Raw genomic sequence first — 18,298 nt, forward strand, 5'->3', positions numbered from 1 at the left:
GGACGTTCAGCGTGTCGTGGACGACTTCGTGTTTCCGCTGGCGAACGCGTGCTGCTTGACTTGTACGCATGACAACGCAGTGGGGGCGCACGGTGGCCGCGGTGACAGCCGGTGCGATGGTGGTACTGGTCTCGTCGTGCTCGATGATGAGCGAGGACCAGAAGGTGCAAGAGCTGCGCAGGGCAGGCGTGCAAGGAGCCGAGGCGCACGTCGCGCTGCTCGCCGAGCACAAGGTCCCCACGCCCGAGGAGTGCTTGAACAACTACAAACGCTTCACCGGTGGCGCGCCTTGGGACGAGCCGTACAGTGCCACAGCCGACTGGATCTCACTGCATGGTGACTACTTCGTGGGCAGCTGCGTAACGGGGACACCGCGGATTCCGGGCACGTGATCCGAAGCCCACGACTCCTCGATGAGCCTCCACCGGCGAATTCATCCCGACCCACCTTCTCGGACAGAAGCCGACGCGAAAGGGCCGACTGCCCACGGCGCTTACGACCGGATTCCGGACAGTGTCCAGATCTGCTGCTCGTGGGCCGCAGGCACTCCGTAATTCGCTGCGCCGCGTTCGTACCGGACTCTGGCGCTGGGTCGCAGAAGCGCGGCTTCGTGGATGTCGCTGTCGGCGTTTCACCCCCTCGGTGCTCCTCTTCCGGCGGAAGCACGAGTTCTGGGACCGTCTGATGATGGCCTCGTTCTCGGTGCCCATGGCCGTCGCCGCGGCATGGTTTGCGGACGCGGACGGCTACCTGTCGGGATCGGGGCTTCTTATCGTGGTGGTCGTCAACGCCGTGTTGATGGCGCTCATCGGCTACCGGAAAGGTGAGCTGGCCGGCAAGAGGGACAAGCATTTGAATCTGCTGAAGACGTACGGCGTCCTGCCACACGAGACCGATGGATCGGCGCCGATCCGTCTCCCCGGTCGATACCCACCCCGACCGTCCATGACGAATCCCTGGTAGCAATCCCTACAGCGGCGTGCTCCGGCTTAACCCATCCAGGCCCTGCCCATGGAGATGAGCCCGGACCGCGAAACCGTTCGCGCCCGACAGCAAACATGAACTCGAACGCGGTCCCGTCGTGTTCGGAGCCGTCTGCCTGGTGCCACGGTGGCCGCCTGAGGCTCCGGACGGGTGCTCACCGCCATCGGAGCGGGGATCGCACTCGGATTCTCTGGCCTGGTACTGCTCGTGCCGTGGATCAGCTCACGTTTTGCCGTCTAGTACAGCGGATTGACTCCGATCGCCGACACCGTCTGGCCGTTCGTCGTCGTCCTGGTCGTCGCGGCCGCGACGCTCCTTCCGGCGCTGATTACGGACGCTTGTTCGACACTCCGGTAAGCCGAGCCGCCACCCCACGTAGGGCAGCACGGCGACCACCTCGGCCCGACGAACCTGAACGTGCTCGCCGGTGCGTGCGTCCCACGACACGACCGGATCCGAGATCTCCGGCACGGCCACGGTCGAACTCCAGCGATCAAGCGCACGGGGCGGTACTGGCTCCTCCCTGGTCGTTCACGGGCCCGGTTGTCGGAGCCGCGATCAGACTGACGCCGAGTGGTGTGCACCAATGCAGGACGGCTTTGCCGTCGCGATGAGTGGTGATCAGCCGGGCGTCGCGGAGGGTTCTCGCCTGCACCGAGGCCGCAGGCACAGAGACATGCAGGGCGCGTGCGAGTTCGGTCGTGGTGTGCGGCTTGGTCAGAACACGCAAGGTATCCGCTCGTGTGCTGCCCAGCAGTGCCGCAAGAGGATCGCCGACGGTTTCGGCATCGTGCAGGGGAAGCGGAGTGAGAGCCGGGTAGATGATCAACGCCGGTCCTGCAGGCTGAGGCGCCACGAGAACCCGGCCGGCCCACAGCAGTGATGGCAGGAGCACCACACCTTCACCGCGCAACGTCACTTCCCCGTCAACGTCGGGCGAGCCGATCTCCAGGCACATGTCGCGCCACCGCAACCCGGCCGACAGACTGGCGAGGGTGCGCTCGAGCCCATGCCGGGCAAGGAAATGCGTGCGCCAAGCGGATTCGGCGTGGAAGGCGCCCTGGAGCCGTGACCACTCCGCGGCCAAGACGTGCCTGTGCGCTTCCGTGATGGCGTGTTCGAGGATCTGCCAAGCGTGGCGATCCTGTACGGCGAGTTGCCGAATCCAGGCGGTCTGCGGCCGGTCGATCGCGCAGATCCGTCGCAACTCTGCCTCGACGAGCACTCGGTCGGTAGCGAGCACCTGAGACAAGCCATCGTCCAGCCCGGCACTCGGCGGGTCGAGGAACAGAGGCCCGATACCGGCAGGAGACAGCAATTGCAGTAGTGGCTCGGCCCGCATTGGCAGATTACGTATCGTCCGTCTTCGCCAGCCACCGAAAACGTGGCAATTGTCGTCGCGCTGCAGCGTCATCAGCGCAAGGACCAGTTCCATCAACGGAGCGGGAACGTCCGCCACAGTGACATTCAACAGGTCTTGTGCGGTGAAGCGCACCTTCAGCATGTCATCCCCCAGACTCGGCTGCACGTTTTGGTTGTGGTTGAACACATGGCAGCACAGTCGAGACTGCCAGAAACTGGTCATGCGATCCACTGGATCAAGTTCCACGAGGGGTTACGCCTCAGCCGAGGCCATCGAATGATTTCCATAGTGCATTCACGGCGATACATACCTTCACATCGGAACGACCGATTGAGAGAGAATGATGAGGAAATCGCTACACCGCGCCTTGCTCACGCTGCCTGCCGTGGTCGCGACGACGCTGGTCAGCGTCGGCGGGACAGCCACGGCCGCACCCGCAGCAACGCAAAACGACCCGGTTCGGACCATGAGCTGCAGTCACCCACATTCGAACAAGGACAGCGGCTCGGGCCGGACGACGACCGTACTGCGCTATCGGACTGGGCCGCACACCAACTGCGCTGCACTGGGACAAGCCGGCAGTAACGCGCTGATCTACTACCACTGCTGGGCTTCCGGTGATTCAGTCGGCGGCGTGAGTACCTGGACCTGGGGACGTGTCGCGGGCACCCAGCGCGAAGGCTGGTTCTCCGACAAGTACCTCAGCAACGGCGGCTCCACGAAGAAGTGCTGAGCTGAGACCGTGGTGCCGAGCCCTCGGCCCGGCACCACGGTCCGTTCAAGATAGGCATGGCCCAGCGATCGGTCTCGACGCGTGATCGTCCGGAGCAGCCCCGCCGGACCGCGGAGGACCGTGCCGAAGCGGGATATCCGTTATCCGGCGACGGATGTTCCTCCTCCGAGTGGCTGAGGCCCGCGGCTCCCAACGCACTCCGGGCCACGACCATGGCCTCACTGACCCCCTGGCTAGCGACTTGAATCCGGGCAGCCACAGGACAAGCAAGTGCGGCAGTCACCGCTCCGGCACAGCATCCCTAGGAAGGTTGTAGTGCCTCTTACCAGGGAGGACCGGACTCGGCCTCGGGGGCGAAAGGTGCAGCGGCTGACTTCGAGTACCTCTCTGCGGCGCGTAGATCGGCTGTGTGATGGGCGTGCTCGAATCGTCTCCGGTAGCACAGGCTCAGGTTCTGCATCGCGCGTGCACGAGCCACCAGTTGTCGCGAACCGTCTGTCGAGGTTCGTCGCACCGCTTGTTCGCCGAACTCGATGGCGTTTCGAATGTCGTCCGAGTCGCCGAGTTGCTCGAATCGGTATCGGTGGGCGACGCTGAGATTCGACAGCGCCACGAGTTGGTACGGGTCACCTTCGGGCACGCGATCGACGGCCAGTCGCCCGAATTCGACCGCCCGTTGGATGGCATCCGGTGACTCGATACCAAGGAAGGCGGTGGCGAGGTCGGCCACGTGCACACCGAGCTCCCGGTCGTCGAAACGTCCAGGGGGCATCACTTCGAGTGCCTCTTTCGTCCGTGTCGCGCATTGTCGGAGGTCGGCGAGTCCTCGGCTGTACCCGAACAGCTGGAGATGCGAGGTGGCGGCTGCCCAAAGCACGTCGCATCGGTTGGGAGCGCCGGGTAGGTGGAGCGTCAGGGCCTCATCGAACCGGACGACGCACTTTCGCAGTGTCGCGGGGTCATGGTCGTGTTGAAACCGCGTCAGGAGCGCAGTGGCGACGCCGATGAGCAGAGAGTAAAGACCTGGTTCTGCAGGATCGCGTATGTCGAGTGCTTCTTCGCCGTAGGCGATGCATGTCGCGAGATCGGCTGGGGTGCTGGTGTGTCTGAAACGTAGCCAGTAGGCATTGCCCAGCACCGCGAGGACCGCGCCTCGCGTCGATCGGATCGTGCCTTCGGCGGAACGGTCGGTCCCCGTCAGTGCCTGCTCTCCGGCATCGATGCAGGCTTGCAGATCGTCGATGGTGTTCGTGCGATTGAAACGTCGCAGATAGTCCTCGCTGAGAACATATAACGCCAACCGCTGACCGGGTTGCCCGGTCGGGGTGGCGGCCACCGCTCGCTCGCCCCATTCGATGCCCGTCGCCAAATCCGCCGTGCTATCGGTGAGCTCGAACCGAGTGCGATACGCGGTGGCGACATACGTCATGTACTTTCCGCGTAGTTCATGATCAGCCGGCAGGGTGGATAGCGCCCGTACCAGCATATCGACGCCGGCTGCGATCGCGGCCGGATCGCCGTTGGTCATGGCCCGAGCGAGGCGGTCGGCCGCGAAATCGGCGACCGGCGGTGCGGCAGCTCCGGCGAATCGGGGGCTTTCGGCGCCGAAGGGATCGGAAGCGGCCGTCATTTCTCTACGGTCGGACGCGGTCGGGTCTCGGCCTGGGACGTGTGCGCGTTATCCGGTGCCCAGCGGTCGTCGATCCAGCGCAGTGGCCGGTTCTGTTGGAGCTGGCTCGCCGCACGGACCGCCTCGGACAACAATCGACCTGCGGCGTCCGGGTCATCGGCGGACACTCGAAATTCGATGCCCAAAGCCTGGTCGACGATCTCGACTTGTGCGGGAGCCGCAGCGACGGACCGGCGGCGCCGAAGCCAGTCACGAGCGGTAGTGAACACGCGGCCGACCTGATCGGCGGCTTGCTCCCCGAAGCGCTGTACGAACCCTGTCGACAGCATCGTCAAGACAGCCACCGTCACCACGACGACCTGGTCCGGACCGGGACTGCGGAATCCCAGATCCAGGCCGCGACGGGCGGAGACGTCATGCCCGGCGAGCGCGAGGACCAAGTCCTGTCGCTCCGCCGCGGGCACTGTCGAGTCGAACGCGATGACCAGCTGGGTGGATCCCGAATCCCCACTCATGAGTTCATACTTCCATATCTCGTGTACGCGCCGTCACCGGTGGTGACAGGTTCACGCGCCGATGATGACGAAAGGCGCCCAGTACACCGGGTGGTCATAGAACCGGGTGGTCGGTTCGTCGGTGGCGACTTCAAGCACATCTGACACACCGAACGCGGTCAGTGTCGGCGATAGCGACTTGATCTCTGTGACCAGTTGTTCGCCGGTCAGCGCGCGCAGCCACAGTTGGGCCCCTCGCAGCGCCTTGGCCGGCGGTAACGCTTCTTGCAGGTGAAGTCGGTAGAACCGAGCCATGACAAGGGCCGCGGCGAGGTCGTCGGTCGGCCAGAGGGTACCGATCACCGCCGGGGTCCCGGCTGCGAGGAACCCCGCAGGAAGTCCGAACACCTCGTCTGGAAGCCGCATGAACTCGGTGACGGCGGTCTGGCATGCCGATGCGGTCACCAGTCGAGCGCTCGCGAAGGGGCGGTCGCGCACGACGTCGCCGATCGTGAGCATGCCGTCGGCGAGGGCCAACCCGGACGAGAGCGGTGCCGACAGGTCGTACCTGCCGTGACAGGCGAGGTGCACGTAGGACGCCCCCTTGGCAGCCCCTGTCAAGGCCGATTTCGTGGCCGCCGCACCAGAATGGACTTCATGCTCATCGAAATGCCTGGCCACCTCGGCGAGTTCGGCGCGGGCCCATCTCAGGTGGTTGTCCATGGTGGGATCGGCGACCCCTGCCAGGCGCCGAGGAACCTGCTCGCGTTCGTGTGCCGCCTTCCGTGCTGACCTCAGCGCGCCGACCGAAGGCGCGTATGCGACGTCGAAATCATCCAGCAGACAGCGGCCGCCGGGATCGTCGATGACCGATACGGCGTGCAACGGCAGCAAGCCGAGGTGGCCGGTAGGAATCAGGACCACGCCGGTGGCGCCGTGATGGGCGAGCCACTCCGCCAGCGGCCGGATCAACCGTGAGCCCAGCCCGGCCAGCAACGACTGAACATAGGGCTTCATCGGGGATTCCACGCCCAACTGTCCAAGCAGATAGCCCGGTGGGCCGACGTGGTCACCACGGCTGAGCCCCAGCGCACGGTGCAGGCCGGCTTCGTCAAGGTCATCGACCGGCACCGCATCCACTGCGGCGGTACCCATCTCGACGTAGAGCACGAGAACGATGCTCCCAAACGGGGTGCAAGCGAGAAAAGCCACCGGTACGCCCGGAACGGCGGCCGCGGTAAGGTCGGCGAGGCTCGGGGCGGCGAAAGGCTCTCCAGGATCCGCGACCGCGTTCCCGATCTGTCGGGCCAGGGTGTCAAGCCGCTCCTTCGCCTCGGACACCATCGACGCCAGCAGACGTTCCGCGACCCGCCTGCCGCGGTCATCGTCCACCAGATCCGGTGGCATGCCCTCAAACTTCGAGACGAGCCACGGAATCGCCGTGCCGTTCTGCAACACGGCTTCGACCTCACGCAGGCCGGCGAGTGTCTCGGCGTACGACTTGTGCAGTTCCGGATCGCCGCCCCTGGCCGCGGCCTGCTCGGTACCGTCCCGGGACAGCTGTTCCGCAAGACTGCGCGCACGCCCCTGTTCCAACATCGCCAACGCTTCGGAAGCACGGCCAGGATCGCTGCGGACCATCGCATACGCCGCCAGGATGAACGTGTCCCCACCCGACTCCAACTCGTCTCTCTGCGAGTTGGCCAGGAACGATGCCCGATAGAGTTCGTTCATGGCATCCACTGCGACGCCATAGCTGTCCGCGGCTTCCGTCCACCTCCCGAACTCGCAGAGGAGGTCACCCAGCGCGCGGGCTGTCGCGCGGCGTAGGCGAGGAAGGGACGTTTGGGCGTGCCGGTCCAGGCCGGTCTGCCACACCTTGATGGCTCGTCGGCTGTCCTCGCCGTGACGCCCTTGGTCACGCTGAAGGTACGCAAAACCAAGGCCATGGCAGGCTGTGAACCACTCGGCCGATGTACCGCCGAGGGCAGGCACCGTCGTAAACACGGTTTCGAAAGCCGCGATCGCCCTGTCCACATCGTCAAGCCGTCCAGGATGGCTACGCGCCAGATAGGCAGCCGCCAGGTTCGCCTGGGCTCGCAGCCACTCCGTCGCCTGCAGCGTTGGATCCAACACTTCCAACGCCCCTGAATGTGCCTCAACGGCCCGGTCGGCCAAGACGTCACCCCGGCCGATCTCCGCCAGCTTGGCGTACGCGACACCCAGAGTTGTCTCCGTCAACGCCCAGTCGAGTGGTGAACGCTGCCGTGTCCGCACCCGCCTGGCCGCTTCCAGCGCTTCTCGCGCCCGAGTGAGGTTCGCTGCCCTGTCACCTGTCGAGCGCTCGAGGTAGGCACTGCCCAGATTGTGGCGCGCGACCGCCAATCTGGGGTCCTGGCTGTCCTCGGGAAAGGGGAGAGTGGCGCGCCAGAACGCGGCGATGGCATGCTCGATGTTGTCGCCTCGATCGCCCTTGCTTCGCTGCAAATAGGCGATACCGACAGCGGCCTCGATCTCGCTCCCAAATTCCGCGGGCTCATGGTCATTTACTTGGGCGTGGGTGGCCGACCTGCCGGCGTCGAGCCAGGCTTCGAGCGCCTGTTCCAGGTTGTCATCCGGATCGCCGACCGCGCGATGCCAGAGCGCCTGCCCCAGATTGAATTGGGTGATGGCGTGTTCCTTGCTCGGGCCGATTCGATGGAACATCGCCGCGGCTGTGCGAAGATGCTCGATCGCGGCCTCGACATTGGCGGAATCCCATCGAGGCTCAAGGGCCACCAACGCGGCCCCCAATGTGCCATTCGCCTGTGCCACCGCCCTGGAATCGCCGGGCGAATTCCTGGCGAGCGCGGATCGGCAATACGACATGGCTCGCGCGATGTGCTGTTGGCGATCTCCCCGAGGCTGGCGCATGTACGCAAGAGCGAGGTTCACCTCGGTCGAGGCCACGTCGTCTTCTGTCTGACCGGCTGTGTCGTGCAGGATCCCGGTGAAGATCTCGATAGCCCGCTCTACATGATCGCCACTGCCATGCTCGATCAGTGTGTTGGCCAGCCAGTTCTGCGTGCGCGCCCACTCGGAGTGCTGCCGTCGATCGCGATGAAACTCGGCGACTCCCTTGATCGCGGCAACGGCGTCGGCGACGTTCTGCGCCCGCTCGCCGACCTGTCGGCGGAGATAGCCGGTGGCGAGGTTCTCCGTAGCGGTCACCCACTGCTCGGCCTGGTGACTCGATGCGTGGACATCGAAAGCGGCTGCCGCTGCCCGCCAGGCACCAATCGCCCGCTCGATATCGTCGGCGCGGACGCCCAGCGATCGTTGGCCCTGTTCGCCCGCGGCCCGGTGCCAGTAGAGGGCCCCCACATTCGCCAGGACACGAGCCCACTCATCCCGCGGCCCCACCTGGCCACGCAGGTCGAGCGAGAACATCATCGCGTCCAGTGCCCGCTCCAGGTTTTCCCCGCGCTCGCCATCCTGGGCGAACCACGCCAACCCCAGGACATACCAGCTCGCAGCACACTCCTCGGGCGGGCCGATGCGGCGATGTACGGCAACCGCGCCCTCGGCAAGGCTGAGCGCGCTGACGATGTCGGACGAATTATTGCCCGTCTTCGTCAGCAACTGCTCGGCGGTTTGCCGATCTTGTGCGGCACGAAGCGATTCTCGTTGGTCTTCCACCACGCAATGCAGCGTATCCGGACGCCAAGTGCGGCTGCGGGATGCCGGTGCCTGGGGCCCGAGCCGCATCGGGATTGCGAAAAGAGTCGAACCTAATGTCTCTGGCGATAGGCAAACCTGGCGTGTTCACCGTCGTTCTGTGCTCCGGCTGCGTGCACGACCGCAGCAGTGCACGATCAGGTGAAATCAACGTCGCCGCCGAAGTCCCGCCGGCAGCCACCGCCGTGCATCACGCAAGGCACGAGCGGCCGCCGCGAGATCCTGGCGGCCACCGCGCTTGTAGATCTTCCAGAGGAAGACCAAGGTGGCCAGCAGGCCGAGGAGACCACACCCACTCGTGGCCGCGACGGCGATCGCGGCCGTGGTCACCTCGATCATCTCCCTGTCCTTCCCGCCGGCGGTGTAGTCGGTGGACTTCTCTATGACCGCCGCGAAGCCGGCGCACGGCGAACATCGTCCGAAAAAGTTCCGCCGGTGGCGTGCGCTCACCGCGAACGGCCCATAGAGAAGCGAGAGTCGTTGTTCACTCCGCGCCCGGGAAGGTACGGCCCATGTCCGTTCACCCTGAGAATGCGAAACTCGGGTGCAACGCGACAGCGAAAATCGCGACTAAAACGAATGTGCCTGCCTCGCCACCGCCGTCGACGTCCGAGGACGACGAGGGCCTGCTGGCCGCGGCACGGGACGAGGCCGAACGTCGGGCCGCGGAATCGGAGACCCGCCGCAAACACGACCTGGACCTGCGTAACGCGCTCGCCCAGGAGGACTTCTCCGGGGTCGGCTGGGACCGTTTCGCCAACGAGCTCGCCCGCTACGGGATCGCCGTACTGGTGGTCTGGATGCGCACCGGCCGGATCTTCGTCGAATGCGCCCGCCGCTTCGGCGGCAAAGGGAAGAAGTTCTCGCTACCGCCCTCGCCACTGAACTGGACCGACGAGGAACGAGCGGATCTGGCGACCGTAGTGGTCACCAAGGCCATCACCACGTTCAAACAGAAGGCGCTACGCGGCGGCGGCTGGACCTACTCCGGAGGTGCGAGCTTGACCACCTACTTCGTCGGGACCTGCACCTACGAGTTCCCCAACTTCTACACACAATGGATCAACCAGCGTGCGGCAGCCGCCGAACGCAGTCTCGCGGAACGCGTCGTCGCCACCACCACGCCACGCCTGGCCGATCCCGCCACCAAGACACTGCAAGAAGACCAAATCAGACGAGCGATGGCGCTGCTACCCGACGAACGAACCCGCATCGTCGTCCAGCTCAAAGCCGACGGCTACACCCACGCCGAGATCGCCGAGGCGCTCGGCGACTGCGGATTCTTCGACGAAACCGACGAGAGCGTCCGAGGGATCTGGCAACGCCACAAACGACGGATGCACCAGAAGGGCGGACCCGACGATGTCTGAACTCGCCCACGTCGTACTCGCCACCGATCAGAAGGTGAACGCCCTCATCGAGCAGTCCTCGCTGGGCACCACCGGCGCCCGCCGGCTCCGCGACCGCGTGTCCGCCGAAACAGCCGACAAAGTCGTCGCCCGCGCCGAAGCCGCCCCCGACCCCACAGATGCGCGCCCACGCCCGAGCACCCTCTCCGACAGGCTGGACGCCGTGCTCCCAGCCGCAGCGGCCGGGGCGTCCGGCGCCACGGCAGAGGTGATCCGGGCGATCACCCCGGCGATCACTCGCTACTGCAACGCACGGCTGAGGTCGACCACGATCACCGCCGAAGACGTCGTCCAGGAAGTGCTTCTCGCGGTCATCTCCAACCTGCCCCGCTACCAGCACACGCGCGGGTCGTTCCTGCCCTACGTCTACGCCATCGCCTCGCACAAAGTCGCCGACGCCTGGCGGAACGACGCCCGTCACCGGGCAGAACCGGTGGACCAGGTCCCCGACTACGGCGATGAGGACAACGTGCCGGAACAACGTGTCCTCTCCCGCGAACGCGCCGCCGAACTTGGCAAACTGCTCGACATCCTGCCCTCGCGACAACGGGACATTCTTGTGCTGCGCGTCATCGTCGGCCTGTCCGCCGCCGAAACCGCCGACGCGCTCGGCATCTCCCCCGGCATGGTTCGGGTCACGCAACACCGCGCACTCACCCGGCTCCGCGACATCTATCGCGCAGACGCCTGGTGAAACGACAGCGAGCCCGAGCGTGATGCGTCCCACCGCCCGCCCGTGCCAGCCGCAGGACAGCGCCACGCTCGACGGGTCGTGCGACCCGGAGATACCGTCCTCGGCGCGCCAAGCGCCGTCCCAGGCCGGTCGCCGATACCGGTACGAAAGTTCGACCGCCGCGGGCACCGCGGAAAACAACGAGAAGATCGACGTTACCGAAAGCCACTCCAGCCAACGGCCACTGCGGCAGCAGATGATCGTCCTGAAAGGACTGGACAACATCTCCGACCAGTCCGGCCGCAGGACCGCGACCGGACGAACCCGTCGCACGCCGGTCTCGCCGTCCTGCGTGCAGGCGATCAGGCAGGTCACGTACTCCTGAACAACCGATCCAGATGCACGTCGATCGCGGCGAGCGCGTCCTGGGGCTCGATCACGCCGAGTTCGATCAGCGAGGTGAAGCCGGTGAGGGCGAGGAGCAGGTTCGCCTCGGTCGCCGGGTCGAGGCCGGAGTCGATGTACCCGTCGGCGATCGCCTGGCGGACCAACTGCTCGACGAGAGCCCGCCCTTGGCTGAGGCCGCGGCGGGCCTGCTCGTGCACGGCCTCGTCGTGCAACGCCTCCAGGACGTAGGCGGCGCTCATCCGGCTGGTCGCGCGGGCGTCCGCATGCAGGGGCAGCATTTCCGCGAGCGTCAGGCGCAGCACGTCACGGGGATGCGGACGGTCACCGAGCTTTTCGAGCCCCTGGTCTACGCGCGCCGCGGTCTGCTCGGACGCGAAATCCATGGCGAAGGAGAGCATGGCCGTCCGGGAAGCGAAGTAGTGCTGCAGCTGCCCGAGTGACATGCCCGCCTCCTGCGCCACCACGCGCATCGTCAGCTGAGTGACGCCGCGCCGCTCCACCACCCGCCACAGTGCTCGGGCGATCGCTTCGCGGCGTCCACGGTGATCCACCTGCTTCGGCATCGCCGGCCACCTCGCTCATCCCCGGGATTGTTCCAATACAGTTGACATAATACACCTGACCTATAACCCTGGAGTGCACTCGAGGGAGGGAATCGTCATGTCCGAACAGCCGAAGGTACGGACTACGGAAGGCGTGGTGCAGGGGCTCTGGCGGCAGGGACACGCGGTGTTCCGCGGCATCCCCTATGCCCAGCCGCCGGTCGGAGCGCTCCGCTTCGCCGCGCCCGCGCCGCCGCACCGCTGGGACGGGACGAGGCAGGCGGTCGAGTTCGGTCCGGTCGTGCCGCTGTCCCTGCCGATCGCCGTGCCCCCGCAGGGCGACGACTGGCTGACGCTCAACGTCGGCACTCCGGATCCCGGGGCGGCGGGTCTGCCGGTGCTGGTGTGAATCCCCGTGGGCGGCTACCTCTCGGCGGCGTCGAGCGATCCGATGTACGACCCGGCGGCGCTGGCCGGGGCGGGAGTCGTCGTGGTGACCATCAACTGCCGCGTGGGCGCGGAGGGATTCGCGTTCCTCGACGACGTGCCGCCCAACCGCGGATTCCTCGACCAGATCGCGGCGCTGGAGTGGGTGCAGCGCAACATCGCCGCCTTCGGAGGCGACCCCGGCCGCGTCACTGTGGGCGGGGTGTCGGCCGGGGCGGGCTCGGTCGGTGCCCTGCTGACGATGAAGTCCGCGCGCGATCTGTTCCGGCGGGCCATCGCCCATTCGGTGCCGGGGCTGCACAGCGCTCCCGCACTGGCACGGCAGGTCACCGCCGAGTTCGCGGACCGGCTCGGCGCGGCGGCGCCCACCGCCGAGGCCCTGCGCGACATCGACCCATGGCGCCTGGCCGCCGAGCTCACCTCCTTCAACGCCGGCCTCCACTCGCACCGGGAGAGCTGGGGACGCCTCACGGAGACCGGCACCGCGCTGTGCCCCGTCGTCGACGGCGAGGTCCTCCCGGAACCGCCCTGGCCCGCGCTGACCGGCGCACGCGCGAGCGGGACCGAACTGCTCGTCGGCCACACACGGGACGAATTCCGCTACTTCAGCGTCATGAGCGGCCGGTACGGCACCTTCACCGAGGAGGACGCCCACGCGGCCCTGGAACTGCTCGCCCCGCAGCCGGACGGCCCGCAGGCCTACCGTGCCGCGTTCCCGCAGGCGGGCCCGGAGGAGCTGGTGGAGACGGTGTACTCCGACGCCCTCTTCCGCATGCCGTCACAGAAACTGGCCGAGGCGAACGCCGCGGCGGGCGGCACCTCGTACCTCTTCGAACTGTGCTGGGCCGCCCCTGTTCTCGGCGGAATCCTGGGCGCCTGCCACAGCCTCGACGTGCCCCTGGCGTTCGGCACACTGGACAGCCCCGTCGGCACCCAACTTCTCGGCGAGGACCCCACTCCCGAGGCATTAGCGCTCTCCCGCGAACTCCAGGAGACGTGGGTCCGCTTCGTCACCACCGGCGACGCGGGCTGGTCCGCCCACCGGCCCGGCGGGCACCTCACCCGCGTCCTGGACACCGAGTCGAAGACTCTGCCTTACCCCGAACGGGCATCCCGCCAGATCTGGGAAGGCCACTCCCCCGTCCCCTTCGATCTCCCGTAATCGTCCGGGCCGGCTCGTACGACTGCACTGATGTCTCACGAACACGGCGGGCTGTACGGCAGCTCAGCCGACACGAACTGGTCCCACATCTCGCGAGTGAGTGTGTTTCCCGTGATGGCGCAGATGCTGTGCATGGCCTGGGGCACGGTCATGTCCCACAGCCGCACGGTGTGGTCATGGCTGCCGGTGGCGAGGGTGGCGCCATCGGGGCTGAACGCCACCGTGTCGACGTCGGCCTGGTGTCCGGTGAGCGGCTGACCCGACTGCGTCCGGTCGGCTGTCCGCCAGAGCCGGACGGTGTTGTCGTGGCTGCCGCTGGCCACCGTGCGTCCATCCGGGCTGAACGCCAGCCCCGAGACGGGGTTGGTGTGCCCGGCGAGGGGATCGCCGAGCGGTGTGGCGTGAGCAGGATCGGTGACGTCCCACAGCCGCACCTGCCCGTCGTCGCTGCCGCTGGCCAAGGTCCGACCATCCGGGCTGAACGCGACCCGGCGGATATCGTCCTGGTGCCCTTTGAGGGGTCCGGCCAGCAACGTGGGCTTGGCCGGATCGGAAAGGTTCCACAACCACACCGCGGCGTCGCTGTATTCGGTGCCCATCGCCAGCGTTCTCCCGTTCGGGCTGAACGCCACCGCCAGGGCGTTGGCGTCCGGTCCGATCACGATCCGGGCCCGCAGCACGGGTTCAGCCGGGTCGGCGACGTCCCACAACCGCGCGGTGTTCTCGTCCTTCACATCGCCTCCGGTGACCAGGATGCGGCCGTCCGGGCTGAACGCCATAGACCGGACGCCGTCGGCATGTGCGGCGATCGGCGCGCCGATGGGCGTGGGGCGGGCGGGATCGGCGACGTCCCACAACCGCACCGTCTGATCGCCGCCGCCCGTGGCCAGCACGCGGCCATCCGGGCTGAACGCCAAGGCGTTGATCTCGTCTTCGTGGCCGGTGAGCGGCGGGCCCAGCTGCCGCCGATCGGCCAGTGTCCACAACCGGACGGTCCGGTCGCCGCCGCCGGTGGCCAGGATGCGCCCGGCCGGGCTGAACGTCAGCGCCTTCACTTCACCCGTATGTCCATTTAGGACAGTGCTGGGGATGTTCCACAGCCTTACCGCCCGGTCGCCACTGGCGGTGGCCACGGTGCGACCGTCCGAGCTGAACGCCATCGACCGGACGCCGTCGGCATGCCCGGTGATCGGCGCGCCGATGGGCGTGGGGCGGGCGGGATCGGTGACGCCCCACAGCCGCACGGTGTAGTCATCGCCGCCGGTGGCCAGCGTCCGCCCGTCGGGCCCGAACGCCATCGACCGGATCGCGCTGGCATGCCCGGTGATCGGCCGGCCCAGCTCCACCGGACGGGCCGGGTCGGCGACGTTCCACAGCCGCACTGTCCGGTCGTTGCTCGCACTGGCCAGCGTCCGGCCATCGGGACTGAACGCCACCGAATGGACGGCACCGGTGTGTCCGGTCAACGGTGATCCGAAGAGTTCGGCTCGGTCCGGCGCGGCGATGTCCCACAGTCGCACTGTCCGGTCATCGCCGCTGGTAGCCAGCGTCCGGCCATCAGGACCGAACGCCACGGAGTAGACGGCGCCGGTGTGCCTGGCCATCGGCGGGCCGAGTTCCGTGGGCTGAGCGGGGTCGGTGACGTTCCACAGCCGTACGGTCCGATCGTCGCCCGCGCTGGCCAGCGTCCGCCCGTCAGGACTGAACGCCAACGACCGGATCGTCTTGGTGTGCCTCGTAATCGGCAGGCCGAGCGCCACCGGACGGGCCGGGTCGGTGACGTTCCACAGCCGCACTGTGTTGTCAGCACCGCCAGTGCCCAGAGTGCGTCCGTCCGGGCTGAACGCCAGCGCGCGGGTCGCTTCGCCGTGACTGATGGTTTCGTTCAGTAGCACCGGATGGGCCCGATCAGCGACGTTCCACAACCGCACGAGTCTGTCACCGCTGCCGCTGCCGGTGGCCAGCGTTCGCCCGTCGGGACTGAGCGCCACCACGCTGACGTCCTTGGCGCCCGAGGGCAACGTGGCGGACAGCGGCGCGTTCGCGTCGACGATCAAATGGCTGCTCGTGTCCGGATCGTCCGGGCGCATGCGGTGGGCGACGAGATCGAGCTGGGCCGCCAGCGACACGTCGAGGGTCCGTATCCGGTTCGCCTCGGCGGTGACCTTGTTGAAGATCGCGGCGTCACGTTGTTCTTGGGCGATGTCGCGTTGCTGGAAGGCATAGACAGCGGCGCTGGACGCGACGAGGCCGAGAACGGCCAGCATGGCGACCGCGGTTCGGCGCACCCTGACCCGTCGGGTTTCGTGCCGGATCGACGCGCCGAGGAAGGCCGCTCCCAGCGGCGTGAGGGCGGCGCGGTGCTCACTCCTGGACTGCCACCCCCTCGCGATGGCCAGCCGATCGCCGCGATACAGCGATCCGACCGGTTTCCCTTCTCTCTCCCACTGTTCGGCGGCCTCGATCAACTGCTGCCGGACGACCTGATCGTTGCGGCCCGTCTCGATCCAGGTGCCGAGCTGCGGCCACGCCCGCAGCAACACTTCGTGGGAAAGCTCGACGGCGTTGTCGTCCAGCGTGACCAGACGTTTTTCGATCAGCCAGCCGAGAACCGTCTCGGCGGTCCGCGGTGCGTCGAAACCCTTGACGAGGTCGGCCGGATCCGCGCGCCGCCTGGCAGGCGGCGCGTCGTGCCTGACCACGACCAAATGCATGAGGAGGTGCTGGAAGATCACGCGCTGCTCGGCCGTGGAGCAACGGGCGTAGGCCTCGTCCGCGGTAGCCACGATCGCGCCTTGGATCCGCCCTGTCCGGTCATAATCCGCCAAGGTCAGCTTGTCGCCCGTGCGCCGCTGCCAGGTGACGGCCAACGCGTGGGCCAGCAGCGGGAGCCCACCCGCGTCCGTCCCGATCTCGTGCAGGAGGACCTCGACCAGACCCGGTTCGACGTCGACGCCGATCTGCCGCGCCGGCCGCTCGATGGCCGCTCGCAACTCGGCCGGAGCCATCGCCTGGAGATTGAACTGGCTCGCCGGCAGGAACGTCGCGAGCTGATCGTCAGCGAGGCAGTGGTCGTAGAAGTCGCCCCGCACCCCGAGCACCGCACGCATCGCGATCAGCGCGTCGATGAAACGCCGCCGCCCGGCCTCGCCGGCGCACAGGGTGAACACCTCTTCGAACTGATCCATCACGATGACGGTCCCGTCAGGCACCATGTTCGCCAGCCGGGCAGGATCAGATCTGACTGCTGCGAGCACGTCATCCACGCTGTCGTCGACGAGCCGCGCGACCTGCTGTGCCAGCGTCTCGCAGGGCTCCTTTGCCGGGGTGAGCAACAGCCATGGGCGCCCGCTGTCGGCCACCGCGGTAATCACGCCTGCCCGAAGCAGCGACGACTTGCCGGCACCGGACGGTGCGACGACGAAGACCGGCCCGCTGCGGTGATCGATCTTGTCCATCAACACCGACAAGGCCGCCTCGCGGCCGAAGAACCACCGCGCTTGGTCAGGTTGAAACGCACGCAGGCCCGGATAGGGGCAGACATCCTCCGGCCACTCCGCCTGGCTGACGTCGGGCGGGTACGGGTCGTCCGGCAGGCAGATCCACCCCACCGTCTCCGTTTCCTTGACCCGGATGCGTTGGGGCCGATAGCGGGTCTCGTCAGCAGCGCTGTGCCAGACCACTTCACGGAACAACCAGTCGGAGGTGATCACCGCGAGCACGCCGGCCGACCCGGCGAGGGCCTCCTTCAACGGCGACGCGTCGAGCAACCGGAACGTGTGGTTGATCGCGACGCCGGTCGCGCCGTGCTCGTCGAGCAGAACTTCCCCAGCGTGCACCGCCATCCTCAGCCGGATCCGCTCGCCGGCCCCGTGCGCGCGGTTGTGCTTGCGCAACGCTTTCACCAGGCGACCGGGCACCTGCTCGACGAACAATTGCTTCGGAACATCCGCCGGCGCGAGAAGAAACACACCGTCGCCCCGGTCTTCGCGATAGCAGACGCTCCAGTGCGAGCCGAGCGCATGAGCCAAGGCCTTATAGACGGCGCTGCGCACATTCCTCTGTTCCAGGTTCTTCCGGCCGCTGAATTGCTCCACGTCCACAACCAGAACAGTGCGATGCAGCGCATCAGGCGACACGAAAACTCTCCCAGATCACGTCACTCAGCGAAAGATGCCGCCATACTCCCCGCAGCCGCGGAGAGCCTGACGAGCTTTCACTCGTTCGCGTGAACCGAGTGACGTTCAGCGGGGCGGAGAGAAACGGGCCCTCTCCTGGATCGTGCCGGTCTTATGGGCGCGGCACGGTTTCCAGCGGATGGTGGTTGTTGCCAGCCGGCTTTCCGGCCGAGGACTGCGGCTCCTTCGGCCGTCGGGCGCACAAGGGCGACCTCGGCGGTTTCACCGTTCGACGTGCTCTCGCCAGGCCTCGTCCGCATCCGGCGGGGCGGACACCCACCATGCGCAGGGGCTACAGATCGGCGCGAGACTCGACGACTGAGACCGATTCCGGCACGGTTCAGGAAGCCTGGAGGCGCAGGGTTCCCCACCGCAGATCCGGGGTCGCGGACTTGACGGGTGAGGTCGCGTATTCACCTGTCGCGAGTTCGCCGAGAAGGTGGTCGTCGTGCGCCGCCGCGGGCCATGGACTGCGCCCGTCAGGCCGCCCATAAGGGCGTTGCGGGACCGTCGCGGGTCGTTCGACGCTGTCCGACGGGAGTTCTTCCGGAGCAGCGG

13 protein-coding genes and 1 pseudogene are annotated in these 18,298 nt (G+C 67.1%); 6 read left to right on the forward strand and 8 right to left on the reverse strand.

Going from position 1 to position 18,298, the window contains the following annotated elements:
- Positions 1–68: 68 nt before the first annotated feature.
- Positions 69–392, forward strand: coding sequence for a hypothetical protein (locus MJQ72_RS21540; protein WP_240601143.1), 324 nt, complete (start codon positions 69–71; stop codon positions 390–392).
- 292 nt (positions 393–684) lie between these two features.
- Positions 685–963, forward strand: coding sequence for a hypothetical protein (locus MJQ72_RS21545; protein WP_240601144.1), 279 nt, complete (start codon positions 685–687; stop codon positions 961–963).
- Positions 964–1,206: 243 nt separating this feature from the next.
- On the opposite strand, the gene MJQ72_RS21550 is transcribed toward MJQ72_RS21545, so the two are convergent.
- The 6 genes from MJQ72_RS21550 to MJQ72_RS21575 all read right to left on the reverse strand — a co-directional run bounded on the left by MJQ72_RS21550 (position 1,207) and on the right by MJQ72_RS21575 (position 9,260).
- Complete coding sequence (locus tag MJQ72_RS21550) at positions 1,207–1,461, reverse strand: hypothetical protein (RefSeq protein WP_240601145.1); 255 nt, start codon at positions 1,459–1,461, stop codon at positions 1,207–1,209.
- A 16-nt stretch (positions 1,462–1,477) separates the two neighbouring features.
- Positions 1,478–2,569, reverse strand: a complete 1,092-nt coding sequence (locus tag MJQ72_RS21555) for a DUF5937 family protein (RefSeq protein WP_240601146.1) — start codon at positions 2,567–2,569, stop codon at positions 1,478–1,480.
- A gap of 833 nt (positions 2,570–3,402) precedes the next feature.
- Positions 3,403–4,710, reverse strand: a complete 1,308-nt coding sequence (locus MJQ72_RS21560; RefSeq protein WP_240601147.1) for a hypothetical protein — start codon at positions 4,708–4,710, stop codon at positions 3,403–3,405.
- On the reverse strand, positions 4,707–5,225 hold the full coding sequence (locus tag MJQ72_RS21565) for a hypothetical protein (protein WP_240601148.1): 519 nt from the start codon (positions 5,223–5,225) through the stop codon (positions 4,707–4,709). The genes MJQ72_RS21560 and MJQ72_RS21565 overlap by 4 nt, the downstream gene beginning before the upstream one ends.
- Positions 5,226–5,276: 51 nt before the next feature.
- Complete coding sequence (locus MJQ72_RS21570) at positions 5,277–8,885, reverse strand: CHAT domain-containing protein (RefSeq protein ID WP_240601149.1); 3,609 nt, start codon at positions 8,883–8,885, stop codon at positions 5,277–5,279.
- Between the two features lie 183 nt (positions 8,886–9,068).
- Positions 9,069–9,260 (reverse strand): hypothetical protein, encoded by a 192-nt coding sequence (locus MJQ72_RS21575; protein WP_240601150.1) that lies wholly within the window; start codon positions 9,258–9,260, stop codon positions 9,069–9,071.
- Positions 9,261–9,502: 242 nt separating this feature from the next.
- Here MJQ72_RS21575 and MJQ72_RS21580 point away from each other — a divergent pair, with 242 nt between their 5' ends.
- From MJQ72_RS21580 to MJQ72_RS21590, 3 genes are read left to right on the forward strand one after another with little or no spacing between them, the layout of a single operon-like run.
- Positions 9,503–10,291, forward strand: coding sequence for an RNA polymerase sigma factor (locus MJQ72_RS21580; RefSeq protein WP_240601151.1), 789 nt, complete (start codon positions 9,503–9,505; stop codon positions 10,289–10,291).
- A complete protein-coding gene (gene shbA, locus MJQ72_RS21585) occupies positions 10,284–11,024 on the forward strand; it encodes an RNA polymerase sigma factor ShbA (protein WP_240601152.1) in 741 nt (246 codons plus the stop codon). Before MJQ72_RS21580 ends, shbA begins: the two co-directional genes overlap by 8 nt.
- A gap of 19 nt (positions 11,025–11,043) precedes the next feature.
- Positions 11,044–11,388 (forward strand): hypothetical protein, encoded by a 345-nt coding sequence (locus MJQ72_RS21590; protein ID WP_240601153.1) that lies wholly within the window; start codon positions 11,044–11,046, stop codon positions 11,386–11,388.
- Here MJQ72_RS21590 and MJQ72_RS21595 read toward each other — a convergent pair.
- Complete coding sequence (locus MJQ72_RS21595) at positions 11,375–11,974, reverse strand: TetR/AcrR family transcriptional regulator (protein WP_240601154.1); 600 nt, start codon at positions 11,972–11,974, stop codon at positions 11,375–11,377. The genes MJQ72_RS21590 and MJQ72_RS21595 overlap by 14 nt on opposite strands.
- 97 nt (positions 11,975–12,071) lie before the next feature.
- Between MJQ72_RS21595 and MJQ72_RS21600 the strand changes: the two are divergent.
- Positions 12,072–13,562, forward strand: a pseudogene (locus MJQ72_RS21600) (carboxylesterase/lipase family protein).
- A gap of 35 nt (positions 13,563–13,597) precedes the next feature.
- On the opposite strand, the gene MJQ72_RS21605 reads toward MJQ72_RS21600, so the two are convergent.
- A complete protein-coding gene (locus MJQ72_RS21605; RefSeq protein ID WP_240601155.1) occupies positions 13,598–17,665 on the reverse strand; it encodes a WD40 repeat domain-containing protein in 4,068 nt (1,355 codons plus the stop codon).
- Between the last annotated feature and the right edge of the window lie 633 nt (positions 17,666–18,298).

Source organism: Amycolatopsis sp. EV170708-02-1, from assembly GCF_022479115.1.
Classification (GTDB): Bacteria; Actinomycetota; Actinomycetes; order Mycobacteriales; family Pseudonocardiaceae; genus Amycolatopsis.

What these genes read in the sequence shown, in the direction of transcription:
- MJQ72_RS21540 (WP_240601143.1), top strand. Translation starts at nt 69, where the DNA reads ATGACAACGCAGTGGGGGCGCACGGTGGCCGCGGTGACAGCCGGTGCG.
- MJQ72_RS21545 (WP_240601144.1), top strand. Translation starts at nt 685, where the DNA reads ATGATGGCCTCGTTCTCGGTGCCCATGGCCGTCGCCGCGGCATGGTTT.
- MJQ72_RS21555 (WP_240601146.1), bottom strand. Translation starts at nt 2,569, where the DNA reads ATGACCAGTTTCTGGCAGTCTCGACTGTGCTGCCATGTGTTCAACCAC.
- MJQ72_RS21560 (WP_240601147.1), bottom strand. Translation starts at nt 4,710, where the DNA reads ATGACGGCCGCTTCCGATCCCTTCGGCGCCGAAAGCCCCCGATTCGCC.
- MJQ72_RS21565 (WP_240601148.1), bottom strand. Translation starts at nt 5,225, where the DNA reads ATGAGTGGGGATTCGGGATCCACCCAGCTGGTCATCGCGTTCGACTCG.
- MJQ72_RS21575 (WP_240601150.1), bottom strand. Translation starts at nt 9,260, where the DNA reads ATGATCGAGGTGACCACGGCCGCGATCGCCGTCGCGGCCACGAGTGGG.
- shbA (WP_240601152.1), top strand. Translation starts at nt 10,284, where the DNA reads ATGTCTGAACTCGCCCACGTCGTACTCGCCACCGATCAGAAGGTGAAC.
- MJQ72_RS21595 (WP_240601154.1), bottom strand. Translation starts at nt 11,974, where the DNA reads ATGCCGAAGCAGGTGGATCACCGTGGACGCCGCGAAGCGATCGCCCGA.